Annotated in this window: 14 protein-coding genes; 3 read left to right on the forward strand and 11 right to left on the reverse strand. The window is 70.4% G+C overall.

Annotated features, from left to right (window positions below):
• Nucleotides 1-7 precede the first annotated feature (7 nt).
• The 9 genes from ACLIME_RS09990 to ACLIME_RS10030 all read right to left on the reverse strand — a co-directional run bounded on the left by ACLIME_RS09990 (nucleotide 8) and on the right by ACLIME_RS10030 (nucleotide 10,800).
• Complete coding sequence (locus tag ACLIME_RS09990) at nucleotides 8-1,519, reverse strand: cryptochrome/photolyase family protein (RefSeq protein ID WP_411556819.1); 1,512 nt, start codon at nucleotides 1,517-1,519, stop codon at nucleotides 8-10.
• Between the two features lie 102 nt (nucleotides 1,520-1,621).
• Nucleotides 1,622-2,785 carry a Gfo/Idh/MocA family protein gene (locus ACLIME_RS09995; RefSeq protein ID WP_079706796.1) on the reverse strand — a complete coding sequence of 388 codons (1,164 nt, stop codon included), beginning with the start codon at nucleotides 2,783-2,785 and terminating at the stop codon, nucleotides 1,622-1,624.
• Nucleotides 2,785-3,627 (reverse strand): sugar phosphate isomerase/epimerase family protein, encoded by an 843-nt coding sequence (locus tag ACLIME_RS10000; protein ID WP_411556820.1) that lies wholly within the window; start codon nucleotides 3,625-3,627, stop codon nucleotides 2,785-2,787. The genes ACLIME_RS09995 and ACLIME_RS10000 overlap by 1 nt, the downstream gene beginning before the upstream one ends.
• Nucleotides 3,628-3,715: 88 nt before the next feature.
• Nucleotides 3,716-5,077, reverse strand: a complete 1,362-nt coding sequence (locus ACLIME_RS10005) for an MFS transporter (RefSeq protein ID WP_411556821.1) — start codon at nucleotides 5,075-5,077, stop codon at nucleotides 3,716-3,718.
• Between the two features lie 304 nt (nucleotides 5,078-5,381).
• The gene (locus tag ACLIME_RS10010; protein WP_411556822.1) at nucleotides 5,382-5,975 is read right to left on the reverse strand and encodes a TetR/AcrR family transcriptional regulator; all 594 of its coding nucleotides are present in this window, start codon (nucleotides 5,973-5,975) and stop codon (nucleotides 5,382-5,384) included.
• A gap of 189 nt (nucleotides 5,976-6,164) precedes the next feature.
• Nucleotides 6,165-7,673, reverse strand: coding sequence for an alpha-N-arabinofuranosidase (locus ACLIME_RS10015; RefSeq protein ID WP_411556823.1), 1,509 nt, complete (start codon nucleotides 7,671-7,673; stop codon nucleotides 6,165-6,167).
• Between the two features lie 90 nt (nucleotides 7,674-7,763).
• Nucleotides 7,764-8,816: a LacI family DNA-binding transcriptional regulator gene (locus ACLIME_RS10020; protein ID WP_411556824.1), complete on the reverse strand. Its 1,053-nt coding sequence runs from the start codon at nucleotides 8,814-8,816 to the stop codon at nucleotides 7,764-7,766.
• Nucleotides 8,817-8,859: 43 nt separating this feature from the next.
• Nucleotides 8,860-9,912, reverse strand: a complete 1,053-nt coding sequence (locus ACLIME_RS10025) for a LacI family DNA-binding transcriptional regulator (protein ID WP_411556825.1) — start codon at nucleotides 9,910-9,912, stop codon at nucleotides 8,860-8,862.
• Nucleotides 9,913-10,014: 102 nt separating this feature from the next.
• A complete protein-coding gene (locus ACLIME_RS10030) occupies nucleotides 10,015-10,800 on the reverse strand; it encodes a phosphatase PAP2 family protein (protein ID WP_411556826.1) in 786 nt (261 codons plus the stop codon).
• A gap of 172 nt (nucleotides 10,801-10,972) precedes the next feature.
• On the opposite strand from ACLIME_RS10030, the gene ACLIME_RS10035 reads away from it, so the two are divergent.
• Entirely contained in the window at nucleotides 10,973-11,395 is a 423-nt protein-coding gene (locus tag ACLIME_RS10035; RefSeq protein ID WP_411556827.1) for a YchJ family protein, read from the forward strand.
• A 22-nt stretch (nucleotides 11,396-11,417) separates the two neighbouring features.
• Here the strand turns inward: ACLIME_RS10035 and ACLIME_RS10040 are convergent, their stop codons facing one another.
• On the reverse strand, nucleotides 11,418-12,659 hold the full coding sequence (locus tag ACLIME_RS10040) for a multidrug effflux MFS transporter (protein ID WP_205858686.1): 1,242 nt from the start codon (nucleotides 12,657-12,659) through the stop codon (nucleotides 11,418-11,420).
• A 327-nt stretch (nucleotides 12,660-12,986) separates the two neighbouring features.
• Between ACLIME_RS10040 and ACLIME_RS10045 the strand changes: the two genes are divergently transcribed.
• Together ACLIME_RS10045 and ACLIME_RS10050 are read left to right on the forward strand one after the other, a co-directional pair.
• Complete coding sequence (locus tag ACLIME_RS10045; protein WP_411556828.1) at nucleotides 12,987-14,876, forward strand: HSP90 family protein; 1,890 nt, start codon at nucleotides 12,987-12,989, stop codon at nucleotides 14,874-14,876.
• Nucleotides 14,873-17,755 (forward strand): hypothetical protein, encoded by a 2,883-nt coding sequence (locus ACLIME_RS10050; RefSeq protein WP_411556829.1) that lies wholly within the window; start codon nucleotides 14,873-14,875, stop codon nucleotides 17,753-17,755. Before ACLIME_RS10045 ends, ACLIME_RS10050 begins: the two co-directional genes overlap by 4 nt.
• A 55-nt stretch (nucleotides 17,756-17,810) precedes the next feature.
• Here ACLIME_RS10050 and ACLIME_RS10055 read toward each other — a convergent pair whose 3' ends face one another.
• Nucleotides 17,811-18,791, reverse strand: coding sequence for a cyclase family protein (locus ACLIME_RS10055; protein ID WP_411556830.1), 981 nt, complete (start codon nucleotides 18,789-18,791; stop codon nucleotides 17,811-17,813).
• Between the last annotated feature and the right edge of the window lie 107 nt (nucleotides 18,792-18,898).

An 18,898-nucleotide genomic window follows, 5' to 3' on the forward strand; every position in this document is an offset into this window, starting at 1 on the left:
GCTCCGATCACCACTGTTCGCGGGTGTGCTCCTGGTCGACGACGGCGCGCAGGTCGGACAGTCGGCGCATCCCGGCCAGCGGTTGCGCCATACGGGTGTTGTGCCGGATGCGCGGTTCCACGCGGTCGAGGAAGGCCCAGTACCCGGCGGTGAACGGGCAGGCGTCCTCGCCCAGCCGCACCTTGGGATTGAAGACGCACCCACCGCAGTAGTCGGACATCTTGTCGATGTACGCACCGCCCGAGGCATAGGGCTTCGTCGCGACGATGCCGCCGTCCGCGTGCTGCGACATGCCGATGACGTTCGCGGGCATCACCCAGGGGGTGCCGTCGACGAACATGTCGATGAACCAGTCGTTGAGTGCGACCGGGTCGTACCCGTGCTGCAGGGCCCAGTTGCCGAGCACCATGAGCCGCTGGATGTGATGCGCCCAACCGTGGCGACGCATCCCGTCGATCGTCTCGCGGAGGCAGTTGGACTGGATGGCGGTGGCGTCGAGTTCGCGGAACTGGAGCGGGAGCGGCTCGTGTGCTCCGAGGGCGTTGTGACTCGTCCGGTACGGCTCGCCGAGGTGCCAGTAGAGATGCCAGACGTAGTCGCGCCAGCCGATGATCTGGCGGGTGAAGCCCTCGACACTCGACAGCGGTGCGCGACCGGCGTGGTACTCGGCGACCACGGTCTCGACGGCGTCGCGCGGGTCGAGCAGGCCGAGGTTGAGCGGCACGCTCAGCAGGGAGTGCGCCATCGTCCAGTCACCGCCGAGCATGGCGTCCTCGAACGGGCCGAAGTCGCCGAGCCTCGTCTCGATGAAGTCCGCGAGCGCCGCCTCCGCCTCGGCCGCCGTGGCCGCGAAGCGTCGGGGCCCGTCATCACCGACCAGCTGGACCAGTCCGTCGCGCTGCCACCGGTCGAGGTCCTCCCGGACCTCCGCGTCGATGTCGTCCTCCTCGGGCCAGAGCGGTTCGGGCAGACCGAGCCGGGCGGCACCCTTCGGCGGCGGGTTCCGGTTGTCGTGGTCGTAGTTCCAGCGGCCACCCTCCGGCTGGTCGCCGCGCATGAGGATCCCGGTCCGCTCCCGCACCGTGCGGTAGAAGTCCTCCAGGAGGAGCCGCTTGCCGTCCCGCGTCGACGCCCAGGCCGCGAAGTCCGGTTCCGACGTCACGAAGCCGCGGCTCGGGAGCACCCGGAGGCCGCGCTCACGGACGAAGCGTCGAGCCGTCCACGAGGGTGGGTCGATCACCTCCAGGTCGGCGCCGACCTCGACGACCTCCTCGTAGCGGTCGACCTGGTGGAACTCCGCCCGGTCGCCGAGTTCCGCCGCTCGATGTCGGATGGCCGAGAGGAAGAGGTGCGCCTTCGCCCGGTGCATCGGGCGCTTCGTGAAGGTGGACTTCGATTCGATGAGCAGGATCGGTCCGCCGTCGTCGAACGCCGGGCCGAGCTGGCCGGTGAGGATCCATCGCCGGCGAGGGGCCGCTTCATCGGGGTGCTCGGCGGCGCTCCGGCCGGTGGTGTCCATCGCCTCAGCGTACGTGGGGCGACGGACACCACCGGGGGCTTGCTCAGCCTGCTCCGATGCTGCTCGGTTCTGTTCGGCGGTGCCCGGCTCGGCTCACAGCGCTCAGAGCGTCGCGGCGAACGGGTCCCAGTCCTCCGCGACGAGCGGGACCGGCGCGACCCGGCTCGCCACGTCGACGGTCTGGCCGGACACCACAGACTCGTCGATCGAGACGAGCGTGTCGAGCACGTGGTAGCCGAGGGCGCCCGAAGCGAGCGGCGTGCCGCCGGAACGGATCGCCCGGGCGAGGTCGAGGACCCCGGTCCCGCGGCCGGCGAGGACACCCTCGGTCGGCACGACCTCCCACTCCGGGTCCTGCTGCATCCGCTCGATGGGAGCGGCGCGGGTGATCCGCACCTCGCCCGTGAACATGTTCGGGTCGGGGATCACGAGCGTCCCCTCGGTGCCGGTGATCTCGACGACGCCCATCTTCGCGAGCGGCGACTCGAAGCTGAAGACGCTCTGGCTCACGCCGCCGTCCACGAAGCGGGCGATGGCGCTGACGTGCGTCGGCACCTCGACGGCGAACTCGGTGCCGACGCGGTCGCCCTGCTGGATCGTCCGCGTCGCACGCCCACGGGAGCCGGCTGCCGACACCGAGGCGACCGAACCGAACACCTGCACGAGCGTCGTCAGGTAGTACGGCCCCATGTCGAACAGCGGCCCGCCGCCCTTCGCGAACAGGAACTCCGGGTTCGGGTGGAAGATGTCCGGGCCGGCGTACTGCATGACGGTCTGGGCGGTGAGCGGCTGACCGATGTCACCGCGGGCGATGGCGCGACGCGCGGACTGGACGCCCGGGCCGAGGACGGTGTCCGGCGCGATGCCGACGAGGAGTCCGGCGGCGTCGGCCTGCTCGAGGAGCGCGAGCCCGCTCGCACGGTCGACGCTGATCGGCTTCTCCGTCCACACGTGCTTCCCGGCGGCGAGCACCTGCGAAGCGACCTGCGCGTGGACGGCGGGGATCGTGAGGTTCACGACGAGCTCGACGTCCGGGTGCGCGAGGACGTCGTCGGTGGTCCCCCACTCGCCGACGCCCCACTTCTCGGCCTGGGCCCGCGCGCGGTCGACGTCGAGGTCGCCGAGGATCACGACGCGGACGTCGGGGAACGCGGTGAGGTGCTCGAGGTAGGTGTCGCTGATCATGCCGGTGCCGATGAACCCGACGCCGACCGGGCCGCTGCCCTGCGGTGCGCGTGCCGTCGTGCCCTGCGCGGCCGCGGGCATCAGCGGACCGCCGCTTCGGTCGAGACGAGCTGTTCGGCGACGAGCGCGTCGACGCTCGCCCGGATGCCGTCGAAGATGTCGCCGGCACCGTAGTGGTCGAACTCGATGATCGCGAACCGCGCCGAGGGCGCTGCGGCGAGGGACTCACGCAGCGGGACCTCGCCCTGCCCGAACGGTCGCTGGTCGAGACTCGTCGGCACGAAGGGGGCGGCGCCCGGTGCGAACGGGTCGGCGGGCAGCAGGCCGTCCTTGACGTGGAGCGCCTGGACGCGGTCGCCGAGGCGGCCGAGCAGCGCGGGGACGTCCTGACCGGCGGTCGCCGCCCAGAACAGGTCGACTTCGAGCGCGACGTCGTCACGCAGCTGGTCGGCGAAGACCTCGAACGCGCTGCGTCCGCCGAACGATGCGACGAACTCCTGGGAGTGGTTGTGGTAGCCGACGCGGAGACCGTGGTCGGCGGCGCGCTCCGCTGCGGCGTTGAGGCGGGCGGCCGTGTCGGCGACGGCGGCTTCGTCAAGCCAGCGGTCGGGGCTCACGAACGCGTCGATGACGATCTCGAGGCCGAGGGCCTTCGCTGCCGCGAACACCTCCTCCTGTGGGGCGACCGGCATGACCTGGTCGCCGAAGCGGATCTCGTCGGAGAGGAGGGTCGCGTGGCCGGTGCGGGCGGCGAGACCGTGGCGGTCGAAGGCCTCGCGGAGCTCGGGCGCGCGGGAGACGAAGTCGAAGGCTTCGACCTCGCGCAGGCCCATGCCGGCGAGCCGGGCGAGGGCGTCGTCGAGGCCCTGGTCGAGGTGCTCCTTGATGCTGTAGAGCTGCACGGAGAGCGCTGGTGCGGTCATGGTGTTGCCGTCCGTTCTGACGCCGTCCTTGGCGTCGCTGGGTGATGGAGTGGAGCTGGTGATCGGGGTGCGAGAGGCGCGACCGGGATCACCCACGGGTCGCGATCGATCCGGTGATCGTCCCGTCGGCGTTCCGGGTCATGCGGTGTCGGACCGGCAGGATCGTCAGCGCGCCGAGCACGGCGATCACCCCGGCGCCCCAGAACAGGGCCGTGTAGTTGTTGCCGACCGCGCCGAGTCCGAGGAGGAACGCGCCCACCGCGCCGGCAAGCGACTGCGGCAGGGCGTTCGCGATGTTGAGGACACCGAGGTCCTTCGCCGCGTCGTCCGGGTTCGGCAGGACGTCCACGACGAGGGCGGTGTCCACCGCGACGTACACGCCGTACGCCGCCCCCATGATCGCCTCGACGACGTAGAACATGGGCACCGTCGTGGTGTGGGCGAGCAGGATGAGTCCGACCGCGAAGACCGCCGTCGACCCGATGACGAACACCTTGCGGTTGAGCATCCGGTCCGACAGCCAACCGCCGAGCTTCGCGGTGATGACGAGCGCGATCGTGTAGATCAGCACACCCATGGTCAGGGTGTCGACGGCGCCCTGCTGCGAGAGCCCGACCTCCTCCTGCAGGAAGAACAGGCGGAACGCGACGAAGAGGAACGAGGCGAGCGTCAGCAGGAACCGTGAGAGCCAGACCCAACCGAAGTCCGGGTGCTTGAGCGGGTTCACCCAGAAGGTGAAGAGCAGACCCTTCCATCCGCCGACGTCCGGACGGGTGGTGATCGCGCGGTCGGGCAGGACGAAGCAGTACAGCCACACGGTGATGAGTGCGAAGACGGCCGGAGCGACGAAGAGGAGCAGCATGTCGGTGACGAACCAGCTGGCCACGAAGGCCGCAGCGAGGATGCCGACGTTCTGCATGACGCCGACGTTCGCGGAGACACTCCCGCGCTGTTCCGGCGGGACCTGGTCGGCGATGGTCGCGAGCAGCGGGCCGAGGATGGCGTTGCCGGTGAGTTGTGCGAGGCACCAACCGGCGATGAGGACCGGGACGTTCGGAGCGAACGCGACGATCGTGAGCGAGGCGACGAAGCCGATGGCGCCGAGGAACATCCACGGGCGGCGGCGACCGAAGCGCGAGAGCGTGATGTCGGACAGGCGGCCGATCACCGGGTTCGCGACGAGGGCGAACAGGGCGGCGATGGAGAGGACGTTGCCGTTGACGACCGCCGCCTGGTCACCGGGGACGAGCTGCTGCGTCTTGAGGGCCAGGCTCACGGTGACCGGGGCGAGCAGGGCCACGAACAGACCGAACTGGGCGAGCGCCATGGTGGTGACGACCCGCTTCGATGCTCGTTCCGTCGGTCCCGACGGGCCGGTGACGAGGCTGACGTATGGGCCGCTCGAGGCACGCTGACCGGTGGGTTTGGGGCGGCGGGGTGGGTTGGACATCCGAGTTCCTCTCAACGCTGAGCTGCGGACCGGCTCTGGCCCGCGGGTGGTGCTGTCCCGGCAGGGTCGGGAAACCGATCACTGCACGGCTTTGAGTATAGGCGCGAAACCCGAGTGGTCAATAGGTTTTCACGAAACCTGTCGGTGTGGCTGCTGCCAGCGCGGTGCGCTGACGCGAGCGCACCCCAGCCGCGTGAGCGCGGGTCTCCAGAGGGTCGCGCTCACGCGCCCGGGGCGCACCCACGCCGATTCCCCAGCGCTCGCGTCACCGCACCGCGCCGGGCCCCACAGACCCGCGCTCGGGTCAGCGCACCGGGCCGGCGTCACCGACGAGGAGAGCCCAGGCGCGCTCGAGGTCACCGGCCATGTCGACTGAGGGATCGAGCGTCCACTGCACTTGCAGCCCGTCGGCGAGGGCGACCATGACGCGCGCCACGTGCTCGGGATCGATGCCCGCGGTGACCCGCCCGGAAGCCTGGCGATCCCGGACGACGTCGGCGATGCTCCGGCGCACCGCTGTGACGTGATCGACGAAGAACCCGCGCACCGGGTGCTCCGCATCACCGGCGGCGGCAGCCATGGTCAGGTACAACTCGACGAGCCCAGGGACATCGCTGTTGTGCCGCATGACGGCGACCAGACCCTCGATCGCGTCCTGGGAGCCGGCCGCGGCGAACTCCTCGTAGTCGACGGCGTCGCGCTCCCGCAGGATCGCCGCGAACAGGTGCTCCTTGGATTCGAAGTAGTGCATGAGCCCCGGCAGGCTGACGCCGACCTCACGCGCGACCTCACGGAGCGACGTGCCGCGATACCCCTCGCGCGCGAACACCGCGAGCGCGACGCGCAGGATCTCCTCGCGGCGCGCAACGCCTTTCGCGTAGGAGCCCCGTGCCGTCATGTGCCGATTGTAGGGCCGCACGACGTCGGCGGTGCGTGGGATTCCCCCACCCACCGCCGACGCCGAGTCGTGCACAACTCAGGACGGGTCCGGCGCGCCGTCCCGCGATCGCCGCGAGCGCGGCAGACCCGCCGCGATCGTCCTGAGTTGCGAACGTCGAGAGCCCTGACCCGCAGCCCGCTTCCCGACTCAGGCGCCGAGTGCGACCGCCGTCCACGACACGGGCGGGAGCGTGATCGTGAGGGTGCCGTCGGCGAGCGACGCGTTCTCGTTCGCGACGAGACCGACGCGCTCGCGGTCGTCGATCGTGTTCTTCGCGTAGACGTCCTCGTCGTGGATGCCGTTCGCCTCGACGATCGAACCCACGCCGAGCGCCGAGACGTCGACGGTCACCGTGATCGCCTCGTCCTGGTGACGGTTCACGAGGAACACGGCCGCGGTCCCGGCCTCGGCGTCGTACGTCGCGACCGAGTCGACGAGCGGTGCGTCGCCGTGGACCTTCGTGGTGTAGCTGCCGACCTCGATGCGCGGCGCGAGCACGACACCCGACGCGAGCCGGCTGGTGACCGAGAACGGGAAGAACGTCGTCTGCCGCCAGGCGCCACCGCCCGGCTCGGTCATGATCGGGGCGATGACGTTCACGAGCTGCGCGAGGCTCGCGGAACCGACGCGGTCGCTGTGCTTGAGGAGCGTCATCAGCAGGTTGCCGAACACGACCGCGTCGGCGACCGAGTAGACGTCCTCGATGAGGCGGGGCGCGTAGGCCCACTCCTCGATCGTGCCCTCGATCGCGTTCCACTCGTCGAGGTACCAGACGTTCCACTCGTCGAACGAGAGCTGGATCTGCTTGTCGGAGTGACGCTTGTGCTGCACGTGGTCGGCGGCCGCGACGACCGTGCGGATGAAGTACTCCATGTTGAGCGACGAGGCGAGGAACGACCCGAGGTCGCCATCGCGCTCCTGGTAGTACGCGTGGCAGGAGATGTAGTCCACCGAGTCGAAGCTGTGCTCGAGGACGGTGCGCTCCCAGTCGCCGAAGGTCGGCATCGAGGAACTCGACGATCCGCAGACGACGAGTTCGAGCTTCGGGTCGACCATCTTCATCGCCGACGCGGTCCGGGCGGCCAGCTTGCCGTAGTCGTCGGCCGACATGGCGCCGACCTGCCACGGCCCGTCCATCTCGTTGCCGAGACACCACATGCTGATGCCGTAGGGCTCGGGTGCGCCGTTCGCGATCCGCTGGTCGGACAGCGCCGTGCCGCTCGGGTGGTTCGTGTACTCGAGGAGGTCGAGCGCTTCCAGCACACCGCGCGTGCCGAGGTTGACGGCCATCATCATCTCGCTGCCGGTGAGCTTGCACCACTTGGCGAACTCGTCGACGCCGACCTGGTTGGTCTCGAGCGAGTGCCAGGCCAGGTCGCGGCGCACGGGGCGGTCCCCGCGCGGCCCGACGCCGTCCTCCCAGCGGTAGCCGGAGACGAAGTTGCCGCCGGGGTAGCGGATGGTGCTCGTACCGAGCTCCGTGACGAGGTCCACCACATCGCCGCGGAAGCCGTCGGCGTCGGCGGTGGGGTGGCCGGGCTCGTAGATGCCGTCGTAGACGCAGCGGCCCAGGTGCTCCACGAACGAGCCGAAGATCCGGCGGTTGACGGGGGCGACCGTGACGTTCGGGTCGATGGCGATGCGTGCGGTGGTCATTGGGTCCTCTCCGGGGACGTCGTCGTCCAGGTTTCTACAACGTTGAAGGTAAACGTTGTAGAAGCAGTCTCGTGGCCCGATCGGTGGCTGTCAAGACACGTCTGGAGATGGGGAATCGGCGCCGACGGGCGAGGACGCGGTCGACTCACGTCGCACCAGTTCGAAGTCTGCATAGACCCGACGGGGTGGCACGTCATCGACTCCCCCGACGATCCGCTCGACGAGCAGCGACACGGCGGTCCGGGCGATCTGCTCCCGCCCAGGCGCGATCGTCGACAGCGACGGCAGCGAGTATCGACCCTCGTCGATGTCGTCGAAGCCGATGACCGCGACCTCATCGGGCATGGCGACGCCTCGTTCACTCAGGACGCGCATGGCCCCGAGCGCCAGGGCATCGTTGAACGCGACGATACCGTCGAACGCGACACCCTCATCGAGCATCGCGCGCATCGCGACCGCTCCGTCGAAGCGACCCCAGACCGGGACCTCGCGGACGAGCGCCGGATCGAACACCATGCCGGCAGCCTCCAGCGCCGCTCGATACCCGGCGAGACGCAGACTGGCCGAACCGACGATGTCGGCGCGGTGCGCTCCGAAGGCGACGATCCGCGTCCGACCGAGCGCGATCAGATGCTCCGTCGCGGCACGCGCTCCCTCGGTGTTGCGCATCGTCACGTGGTCGTTCGGGGCGTTGAACATGCGCTCACCGAGGAGCACCATCGGGATGGTGACCTCCTCCACGACGGCGAGGTCCTCGTCGCCGAGGTGGAGCGCGCTGTAGAGGACACCGTCGACCGCACGGAGTCGTGCGCCGCGCAACAGCTCGGCCTCGCGTGCCCGGTCGCCGCCGCTCAGCTCGATCAGCACCGACAGGCCGAGCTGGTCGGCGGCGTGCATGACGGCGTCGGCGAGTTCGGCGAAGTAGGAGTTCCGGAGGTCGGGGATGATCAGGCTGATGACGCCGGAACGACCGGAGCGGAGCCCGCGTGCGGAGAGGTTCGGGCGGTAGCCGAGCTCGGCGATCGCTGCGAGCACCCGCTCCTTGGTGGCCTGCTTGATGTGGGGGTAGTCGTTGACGACGTTCGAGACGGTCTTGGCGGACACCCCGGCGAGCTTCGCCACGTCGTGCAGGGTGGTCGCCATGATCCTCCTCGGCGGCGGCATACCCGGCCGCCCTGTACGCACTCTACAACGTTGAAGGAGCGGCCCTGGATCCGGGCGTGTGGGCGATCACGGAGCCGGTGGACTCCCTCGGGACGACGCGGAAGCCGCTGACGATCGCGCGCGGTGCCTCCGGCTGCCCGGGTGCGGCGATCCGCTCGATCAGGAGCTCGACGGCGCGCTCGGCGATCTCCTCCCGGCCGATGTCGACCGTCGACAGGGTCGGGAGGGCGTAGCGCGTCTCGTCCAGGTCGTCGAAGCCGATGATCGCGACGTCGTCGGGGATATGTAGACCGGCGTCCTGGAGGACGCGCATGGCACCGAGGGCCATCGCATCGTTGAAGGCGACGACGCCGTCGAACGGCAGGCCCGCGGCGATGACCTCGCGCATCGCGTTCGCCCCGTCGCTGCGGTGCCAGCTGACGACGGTGCTGACGTAGGCGGGATCGGCCGGGATGCCCGCGGCTTCGAGCGCCTCGCGATACCCCTGGAGACGAAGGGCGGCCGGCCCCAGGGTGTCGTGCGGGTCGGTGCCGAGCGCGACGATGCGCCGCCGACCCTGCGCGAGCAGGTGTTCGGTCGCCGCGCGGGCGCCGTCGACGTTGGCCATCGTCACGTGGTCGCGGTCGCCGTCGAACAATTGCTCACCGAGGATCACCATGGGCCCGTCCGGGAGCAGCGCACTGTCGTCGCGGTCGAGACTGAGCGGGCTGTAGAGGATGCCGTCGACGAGCTGCATGCGCGGCCCGCGAAGGATCTCGAGCTCGACGTCGCGACCGCCGGCCACCTGCTCGATGAGCACCGAGAGCCCGCGCGCACGAGCCTGACGCATGACCGCGTCGGCGAGCTCCGCAAAGTAGGCGTTGCGGAGGTCGGGGATGATGAGGCTGATCACGCCGGACCGGCCGGAGCGGAGACTCCGGGCCGAGAGGTTGGGGCGGTAGCCGAGCTCGGCGATCGCCCGCTCGACCTTGGAGCGGGTCGCATCGCTCACGTGCGGGTAGTCGTTGACGACGTTCGAGACGGTCTTGATCGAGACGCCCGCGCGTGCGGCGACGTCGTGCATCGTGATCGACACGCGTCTCCTCCCCCGGCCGGCTCCCGGCTGTCAGCAGACTACCGCTCCGCCGGCACGGGGTGTCGTGGCCGCCAGCGCGGTGCGCTGACGCGAGCGCGTCGATCAGCCGTCGGTGAGCGGGACCCGTTTCTTCGGTTCGGTCGACATCCGGTGCAGCAACGGCACCGCGATGATGAGTGCGACACCGGCGCCGAGCAGCAGCCCACCGATCGTGTCGCTCACCCAGTGGGCACCGAGGTAGGTCCGCGACAGCATCATCAGCAGCGTGTAGGCGACACCGATCAACCACACCCAGACCCGCGGGAAGATGATCCCGAACGCGACGGCGATGGTCGCCGCGTTCGCACTGTGCCCCGAGGGGAAGGAACCGAAGTCCGCGTGGACCAGGATGTCCTCAGGCCGTGATCGACCGACGATGTTCTTGATGATCTGCACCGCTCCGGCGCTCAGGGCGGAGACGATCGCGAAGTACAGGGCGGCCCACGGTCGGCGAAGCAGCAGGAGGACGGCTATCCCGAGCAGCGGCACGACGAAGATCGCGACGACCCCGCCGCCGAGCCAGTTCATGACGAGCGCAGCCTGGACGAGCCACGGCGAACGCTCCTCGAGGACCTCCAGCATCCACTCCTCGTCGAACCCGAACGGGGCGTTCGGGCCGCGCTGGAAGAGCAGCACGCCGAGCAGGAGGACGATGACCACGGCGATCGCGCCGCTGATCAACGGCCACCGCCGGGAGACCTTCGCAGCGAGCTTCGGATCGGGCCGGATCGACGCCGGGTCCGGATCCATCGCGAGCGCACCCGACTCGTCGAGGGCTGGCGAGACCGCCTTGTGCACCTCGGGAGCCGGTGCAGCTGCTGGGTCGTCGTGGTCGTCGGGTGCCGTCATCGTCCCATCATGCCGTGTCGGGTATGTCTCACGCGTGGGCTTGCGCCAGGGGGATGACGCATTGATCGCCGCGCCGATGCCCCCCCCCCGGATACGCGCGGACGGGCAGTGGCGACCGACGTCCGACGGCCGACGAGCAGGACCCGCGAGCGTGACGGGCGATACTGGAGCGGTGACCCCTGACGCCCGAACCGCTCTCCTCGCCGACGACGCGCGGTGCCCCTGCCTGTCCGGTGAGACCTACGGCGCCTGCTGCGGGCGCCTGCACCGAGGTGAGTCGTCGGCGGCGACCGCGGAGGCGCTCATGCGGTCGCGGTTCTCGGCCTTCGCGGTCGGCGACGCGGAGTACCTGCTGCGCACCTGGCATCCGACGACCAGGCCGGCATCGCTCGAGTTGGACGGCTCGCTCCGCTGGTATCGGCTCGACATCCTCGCGACCTCCCGCGGTGGGCTGCTCGACACCGAGGGGATGGTCGAGTTCGTCGCACACCACAAGGTTCCCGGCGTGCGGGGCTCGGCGGGGAGCCAGCACGAACGGAGTCGGTTCTCGAAGGACACTGGCGCGTGGACGTACCTCGACGGCGTGGACCGGTGACCTGACGGCGCGAGCCACCAGGTCAGCCGGCGAGGGCCGGGACCTTCTTCGGTTGCACGATGAACCAGAGCGCACACACCGACACGACCGAGGTCGCGGCCATCACGGCACCCATGGGGATCGCGGTACCGATCCCGAGCACACCGACGATGGGCGAGATGAGTCCCGCAAGCCCGAAGTTGAGCGCCCCGAGGAGCGACGCCGCAGTCCCGGCCTCGTGCCCGTGGTTCGCGAGGGCGAGCACCTGCACCGCCGGGAAGCCGAAGCCACACGACAGGATGAAGAAGAACAGCGGCACCAGCACACCGAACAGCCCGACGTCGGCCATCGTCAGCGCGACGATCGTCACTGCGGAGATGAGCTGCACGATCGTCGTGCACGCGAGGATCCACTGCGGCCCGTACCAGCGCATGAGGCGCGACGAGATCTGCACCCCGGCGACGATGCCGAGCGAGTTCACCGCGAACAGGAGACCGTACTCCTGCGCGTCGAAGTCGTAGACCTCCTGGAAGAGGAACGACGAGCTCGAGAGGTAGGCGAACAGGCCCGAGAAGCTCATGCCACCGATGAGGGCGACACCGACGAACACGCGGTCGCTGAACACCGAGCGGTAGCGGTCGCGGACGGTGCTGTGCCCGGCGTCGCGACGCCGCGCGGGCGGCAGGGTCTCGACGATCCAGAGCGACACCGCGATGACGACGAACAGCCCGTAGGCGGCGAGGAACACGAAGAGTCCGCGCCAGTCGAGGACGAGGAGGAGCTGCGACCCGATGACGGGGGCGGCGATCGGCGCGAGCCCGTTCACGAGCGCGAGTCGCGACAGCATCCGCACGAGCGGCTTCCCGCCGAAGAGGTCGCGGACCATCGCCATCGCGACGACACCACCGGCCGCCGCACCGGCACCCTGCAGCACGCGGAACACCATGAGCCACCCGATGTCGGGCGCGAACGCGGCGCCGACCGAGGCCAGGATGTGGATGCTCGTCGCGAGGATGAGCGGGAGACGCCTGCCGACCTTGTCGCTCCAGGGCCCCATGAAGAGCTGACCCACCGCGAAGCCGATCGTGGTCCCGGTGAGGGTGAGCTGGATGAGGCTGACCGGGACGTCGAGGTCCTGTTCGAGGATCGGGAACGCCGGCAGGTAGAGGTCGATGGTGAACGGCCCGAGCGCGGTGAGCGCGCCGAGCACGAGGATGTAGACGAGGCGCTGCCTGCCCGAGAGCGAGTCCCCCGGGTGGACGACGGTGATTCCTGCGGTGTGCACTGGTGAACGGATTCCTAGCGAGGTGCGGGGTGGGAGGGGTGGTTCGAACCGATGTCGAATCGATTCGAGAAGCGCCGTTAAGGCTAGCAGCCGGGGACGCGTTTTCGCGACACCCCCGGACGACCGATCGGCGTCGACCTCGCTCCACAGCCCCTGGGGAGCGGCGTCGCCCCGACGACCCCCAGGCGACCGCCCAGCATCCGTTTCACGACGTTCGCTAGGCTGATCCGGCTGCAGGCGAACCGGTCGCGGGCCGCCTGTCCGGAGCCCGATCCACCCTGCATGCACCCCCGATGCAGGTCCCGTAGCCGCCGACGGAAGAGAGCCATGCCAGACCACTCCCGAGCCCCGCTGCCGTTCCAGGTCGACCTCCGCGGGGTCGTCGACCTGCTCAGCCGCCACATCTACTCGGGACCGCGCGTCTACCTCCGCGAGCTCCTGCAGAACGGACGCGACGCCGTCGCAGCCCGTCGCGCAGACGACCCGACGGCTCCTCCCGGCAGACTCCTCATCACCCCGCACGTGCCACCGTCCGGCTCGGAGGCGGGTTCGCCGTTCCGATTCCGCGACGACGGTGTCGGGCTCACCCGCGACGAAGCCGCCGAGCTGCTGGCGACGGTCGGCCGCAGCTCCAAGCGCGGCGACCTCGACGAACTCCAGCGCGGCGACTACCTCGGCCGGTTCGGCATCGGTCTGCTGAGCTGCTTCATGGTCGCCGACACCATCACCGTCCGCAGCCGCTCGGCTCGTGGCGGTCCGGCCATCGAATGGATCGGCGACGCCGACGGCACCTTCACGATCCGCGAACTCGACGACGCCACGACCGCCGCCATGCCGATCGGCTCGGAGGTCGTACTCGACCCACGCATCGACGGCCCACTGCACGACGGCAGTCTGCTCGGGCACGGCACGGTGCTCGGCCTCGCCAGCACCTTCGGACGGTTCCTCGACCTCGACGTCGAGGTGGTCGCCCCCTCCGCACCCGACCACCCGGTGCGCATCAACGTCGACCCGGTGTTCCGGACAGCTGATGCGACCACTCGCGAGGCACTTCTGGCGTTCGGGGAGGACCTCCTCGGGACGCGCCCGTTCGACGCCGTCGAGATCGTGGTGCCCGGCACCGGCACCCGAGGCACCGCCTTCGTCCTCCCCTCACCGCCTCCGCCGGGCGCCCGGCAGGCGAGTCGGGTCTACCTCGGCGGCATGCTGCTGAGCGAACAGATCGACGACCTGCTGCCCGAGTGGGCGTTCTTCGTCCGCTGCATCGTCGACACGACGGGGCTCCGCCCGACGGCGTCGCGCGAGCAGCTCGTGCAGGACGACGCGTTGGAGTTCACCCGCGAGGCCATCGGAGCAACCCTGCGACGGTGGATCCTCGACCTCGCCCGCCAGCGGCCGCACCGACTCCAGGAGTTCATCGGCGTCCACCAGCTCGGCATCAAGGCGATCGCCGCTCACGACGACGACCTCGCGAGCGCCGTCGTCCGGTGGCTCCCGATCGAGACCTCCGCCGGCACGATGACCATCGACGAACATCTGTCGCAGACCGGCGTCATCCGGTACACGGCATCCCGCGACGAGTTCCGTCAGATCGCCGCGGTCGTCGATCCGGCCTCACCGATCGTCAACGGCGGGTACGTGTACGACCAGGAGATCCTGGAGCGACTACCCCACCTGATCGACGGCGTGCGGGTCGAACGGGTGACGGTCGCCGACGAGCTCGACAACCTCGAGCCGCCGCACCTGGACGACCTCGCCGCGACGACGGCACTCGAGGACCGCGCCAGCCGCGTGCTCGCCGAGGTCGAATGCCAGGTCTCGGTACGCCGGTACCGGCCGGATGATCTCGCCGCGCTGTACGTCGCCGACCCGTCCGTACTCCGACGGCTCGAGCGGCACCGGGCCGCCTCGGTCGCGCCGGGTATCTGGTCGCAGGTCGTCGGGGCCGTCGACTCCTTCCTCGCCGACGCCGGCCCGGGAGGCACTGAGGCCGACACTGCAGCCCGGCTCTGCCTCAACTGGAACGCGGCGCTCGTCCGCCGCTTGGCGACCCTCGACGACGACCTCGTGTTCGAGCGCAGCATCCAACTGCTCTACGTCCAGGCGCTCCTCGCCGGGCACCGCCCCCTCGAAGCACGCGACCGCCGCATGCTCGACGCAGCCATGACCGACCTGATCGGCCTCAGTGTCGGTCTCGACGACAAGGAACTCCGATGACCGACACCACCGACACCCCTGTGAACGACATCGACCCCGACGCGAGCGTCCAGGACCTCCTCGAGGAGGCCGACACCCTGCCGTGTGGTCCCGCCGAGCGCGCCCTGCTCGACGAGGCACTCCGGCGAGCTGAGGCCGCCGGCGACGAGGAGGCCGCGTACGCGACCCGCATGCGGTTGACCCAGTCGGCACACATGACGGGCGACACCGACGCCATGTTCAGCTCCTTCGGCTGGTGCGTCGGCAAGCACGACGCGGACCCGGAGCGCTTCCCGATCACGGTCGACGGCTGCGACCTGCTGTTCCAGTACAAGTGGATGGCCGGCCGGCTGTCGACGAACCCGACGTTCTCGCTCGCGCAGATCGAGGCGATGCACGAGGACATGCGGGCGAGGTACGCGGCAGCGGGCGCCACGATGAGCGGCGTGGTGCAGTCGCAGTTCCACATCGCGACGGTGACCGGTCGCCTCGACGAGGCCGCCGCGTTCCTGGAACGCCGCTCGACCATCGAGGACGACCGCTACAGCCACTGCGAAGCGTGCGTGCGCAATGAGGACGCCTGGTTCCACCAGCTCCGCGGGCACGACGACGACGCGATCCGGATCTACGACGAGATGTTCGAGAACCGCATGAGCTGTGGCGAGGAGCCGGAGACGAGCGAGGCACAGGCGCTCCTCCCCTACCTCCGCGCCGGCCGGTTCGACGATGCCAAGGCGGCGCACCAGCGCAGCTACCGGGTCGCCCGTTCCAACGCCGACGGGTTCGGCATCATCGCCGACCACCTCGTGTTCTGCGCCGTCACGGGCAACGAGGCGCGCGGCCTGGCGATGCTCGAACGCCACCTGCCGGCCCTCGTCAACGACCCCATCAACCTGTCCGGGCACGCCGACGGACTCATCGCGGTCGGCGTCCTGCTGGATGCCGTCGCCCGAGCCGGTCACGGTGATCTGCCCGTCCGCGGTGCCGACGCCCCGGACCTCGCCCGGTACCTCGGCACCGAGTCGACCGACGCCGACGACTGGACCGTCACCGCGGTCGCGGCGCGCGCCTGGGCAGCCGCCGAGCACCTGACCCGCGCCTTCGACGAACGCAACGGCAACGGCTTCCGCACTGAGCGGCTCGAGGCCGCGCGGGCACTCGCGACGGAGCACTGGGACCTCCCGCTGTCGGTCGAGGGGTTCGCAGCCCCGGTCGCCGAGCCGGAACCGGCGACCACGGCTGCCGAGTGGCGTGAACGGACCTCGGCGCTCCTGCAGAGCGCCGACCCACGCGGTGCGATCGTCGCCGCCGAGCAGGGCCTCGCGCTCCTCGCGGACGACGCGGATCCCGACGAGAATCTCCGCGCCGGGCTCCTCGGCGCGATCGCGCAGGCAGCGGTCATCGAGGGTGACGACGACCGCGCGAGCGGGGCCTGGGCCGACCGCGACACCGCGCTCCGTGCGGCAGGACGCATCACGGTCGCCGACGTCGAGGCCCGCTTCGGCGTGGCCCTCCTCGGCACGGCCACCGAGGAGCGGCTCACCCTCCTGCTCGCCGAGCTCGACGACGCCCGTCTCGTCCCCGTCGACGCGGACCGGCTCATCCACACGCTCGTCGTCACCGCACGCCATGCGTTCGAGCTGGCGGGAGCGCAGACCGAGCAGGAGTCCGCGGAACGGTTCATGGGGATCGCCGACCGGCTCGCCGGTGAGGCCGTGCTCGCCGCCGCGGTCGACGACCCCGGCGAGGCAGGCCCGCCGGCCCGTCTCCTGCACGCGCACCTCTTCGCCGTGACCGGCCGGATCGAGGAGGCGGCAGAGCTTCTCGACCCACTCCTCGAGCCCGGGCAGCGGGCGTCGGTCCGCCTCCCCGCGCTGACGCTCCGCACCCGGATGCTCGGCGGGGCCGGGGCCTTCGCCGAAGGGGTCGCGCTCGCCGACGAACTCGTCGCCCTCCAGACACTCCTCGGCAACCGGCTCGGCATCATCCAGGCGTGCTCCCTCTCGGCAGCCCTCCTCAGCGACGCCGACCGTGATCGCGAGGCCGCGGCCCGCATGCAGTTGGCGATCACCCACGCGAAGCGGGCGGAGTACGCCGACCTCGACTCGCTCACCCTCCAACTCGCGCGGTACCTCCAGTTCGCGGGCGATGCCGCCACGGCGCTCGAGCACTACGACGAGGTCTACCAGGCGAAGCGCGAGCACGCCGCGCCGGGTGAGCTCGCGGACCTGCTCGCCAACATGGGCGAGGCCGCGCGCATGATCGGCGAACACGGCATGGCGTACGGCGTGTGGCGCGCCGCGATCGACGACGCCGCGTCCGTCGGGAACGACCAGGTGGTCATCCGCACCGGCTTCGGGTTGAGCACGCTCCTCGTCCAGTTCGAGGACGACGACGCGATCGAGGTCATCGACCAGGCCCTCGCCGCCGCTCGCCGGCTGGGCGACCCGCAGCTCCTCGTCCAGGCACTCCAGCGTGCGGCGAGCGCACGGGCGGCCTTCGGCGACGACACCGGGCTGCCGCTCTACTCGGAGGCTCGTGACATCGCCTCGGCGCACGAGGCCGCGTGGCTCGTGGCCGACATCACCGATTCGGAGGCCCGCTCGCTCGGTGCGCTCGGACGCGCCGACGACGCGACGGCGACGGCTCAGCTCGCCGCTGCGGGGTTCGTGGCCGCCGGCGACGATAACGGCGCGGCGGTGGCCGAGGTGTTCGCGGCGAGGTCGCGGGTCGCCGTCGACGACCACGCCGGTGCCGTCGACCTGTTCCGTTCGGCTCGCGGACGCCTGCCTGCCGGCTCGCCCGACTGGACGACGGTCACGGCCGAACTCGCGGACGCGCACGAGCGCTTGGACCAGCACACCGATGCGGCACTGCTGCGGGCCGAGATCGAGGAGTGATCGGGACCGTCCTCAGCGCGCCGACGGCACCGCGAGGACGGTCTTCCGACCGCGCCTAGGGCAGTCGCGCGAAGGCGCGGACGGGGAAGGTCGCGAAGTCCTCGACGAGCGGCGGCGTCGCGGTGAAGGCGGCGCCGCTCGCGGGGAGCTGCTCGAGGCCGGTGAGGTGCTCGACCACCTGGATCCCGGCTTCGAGGAGCAGCGAGTGGGCCGGACGCGCGCCACCGGATCCCGGCTCGGTGTCGTCGATGTTGATGGAGTCGATGCCGACCAGCACCACGCCCTGCTCGACGAGGTACCGCACCCCGTCCTCGGCGAGGTAGGGAGCGTCCTTCGTGTAGGCCTCGGTCGCGAAGTGGCGGTCCCAACCGGTGTGCAGGAGGACGGCGGTCCCGCGCAGCTCGCGGTCGAGGAAGACGTTCGCGCCGATGCCGCGTTCCGCCGAGTCCTGGAGGTGGAACACCTCGGCCGGGAGGTCGACGAGCTGCTCGAGCGTCAGGCTCGCGAGATCGCCGCCGCCGGCGTAGCGGTGGTACGGGCTGTCGAGGTAGGTGCCGGTGTTGCCGACCATCTCGATGATGTCCATCGCGAACTCGGTGCCCTCGGCGTACTTCGGGCGCGAGTCCTCACGCGTGAGGAACGGACGGATCACCGGCTCCGGCAGCCCCGGGTAGGTGCGGAGGCCGGCACGGATCGGGTGGCTGAGTTCGACGAGCGCGCCCTCCGGACGGGGGCGCACGGTGTCCGCATGCGCTGCGGCGTCCGGGATCTCGAGTCCGGCCGCCGCTGCCGCCGCCAGGATCCCGCGGGAGCCCTTGTGCTGCTCGCGCACGATCTCGAGCTTGGTGATGCGGATCTCGCCGACCATCGCGAGACCGAGGTGCGTGACGAGCAGCCGACCGACCTCCTGCTGCTGCGCCTTCCCCTTCGCCTGCGCGATGGCGGGCGGCAGGTCGAGACGGAAGTCCTCGACGGCGAGACCGCCGCCGTTCAGGAAGCTGACGGTGGCATCGAGGACGGCGCGTTGTTCGGTCATGCCCTCATTCTGACGGGTGCTGCGAACCCTGCCGAGGGATTCCCAGCCATGGGCCACCGATATCCGGCCATGACCATGGGGTTCCGTCGACTGGACGGCTGAGTGCA

This window comes from Plantibacter sp. MPB07, assembly GCF_046619465.1.
GTDB lineage: Bacteria > Actinomycetota > Actinomycetes > Actinomycetales > Microbacteriaceae > Plantibacter > Plantibacter auratus.

Coding starts and splice junctions, on each gene's coding strand:
- ACLIME_RS10015 (WP_411556823.1), bottom strand. CDS start 7,673: ATGACCACCGCACGCATCGCCATCGACCCGAACGTCACGGTCGCCCCC.
- ACLIME_RS10010 (WP_411556822.1), bottom strand. CDS start 5,975: ATGACGGCACGGGGCTCCTACGCGAAAGGCGTTGCGCGCCGCGAGGAG.
- ACLIME_RS10005 (WP_411556821.1), bottom strand. CDS start 5,077: ATGTCCAACCCACCCCGCCGCCCCAAACCCACCGGTCAGCGTGCCTCG.
- ACLIME_RS10045 (WP_411556828.1), top strand. CDS start 12,987: ATGCCAGACCACTCCCGAGCCCCGCTGCCGTTCCAGGTCGACCTCCGC.
- ACLIME_RS09995 (WP_079706796.1), bottom strand. CDS start 2,785: ATGCCCGCGGCCGCGCAGGGCACGACGGCACGCGCACCGCAGGGCAGC.
- ACLIME_RS10055 (WP_411556830.1), bottom strand. CDS start 18,791: ATGACCGAACAACGCGCCGTCCTCGATGCCACCGTCAGCTTCCTGAAC.
- ACLIME_RS10020 (WP_411556824.1), bottom strand. CDS start 8,816: ATGGCGACCACCCTGCACGACGTGGCGAAGCTCGCCGGGGTGTCCGCC.
- ACLIME_RS10030 (WP_411556826.1), bottom strand. CDS start 10,800: ATGACGGCACCCGACGACCACGACGACCCAGCAGCTGCACCGGCTCCC.
- ACLIME_RS10000 (WP_411556820.1), bottom strand. CDS start 3,627: ATGACCGCACCAGCGCTCTCCGTGCAGCTCTACAGCATCAAGGAGCAC.
- ACLIME_RS09990 (WP_411556819.1), bottom strand. CDS start 1,519: ATGGACACCACCGGCCGGAGCGCCGCCGAGCACCCCGATGAAGCGGCC.
- ACLIME_RS10050 (WP_411556829.1), top strand. CDS start 14,873: ATGACCGACACCACCGACACCCCTGTGAACGACATCGACCCCGACGCG.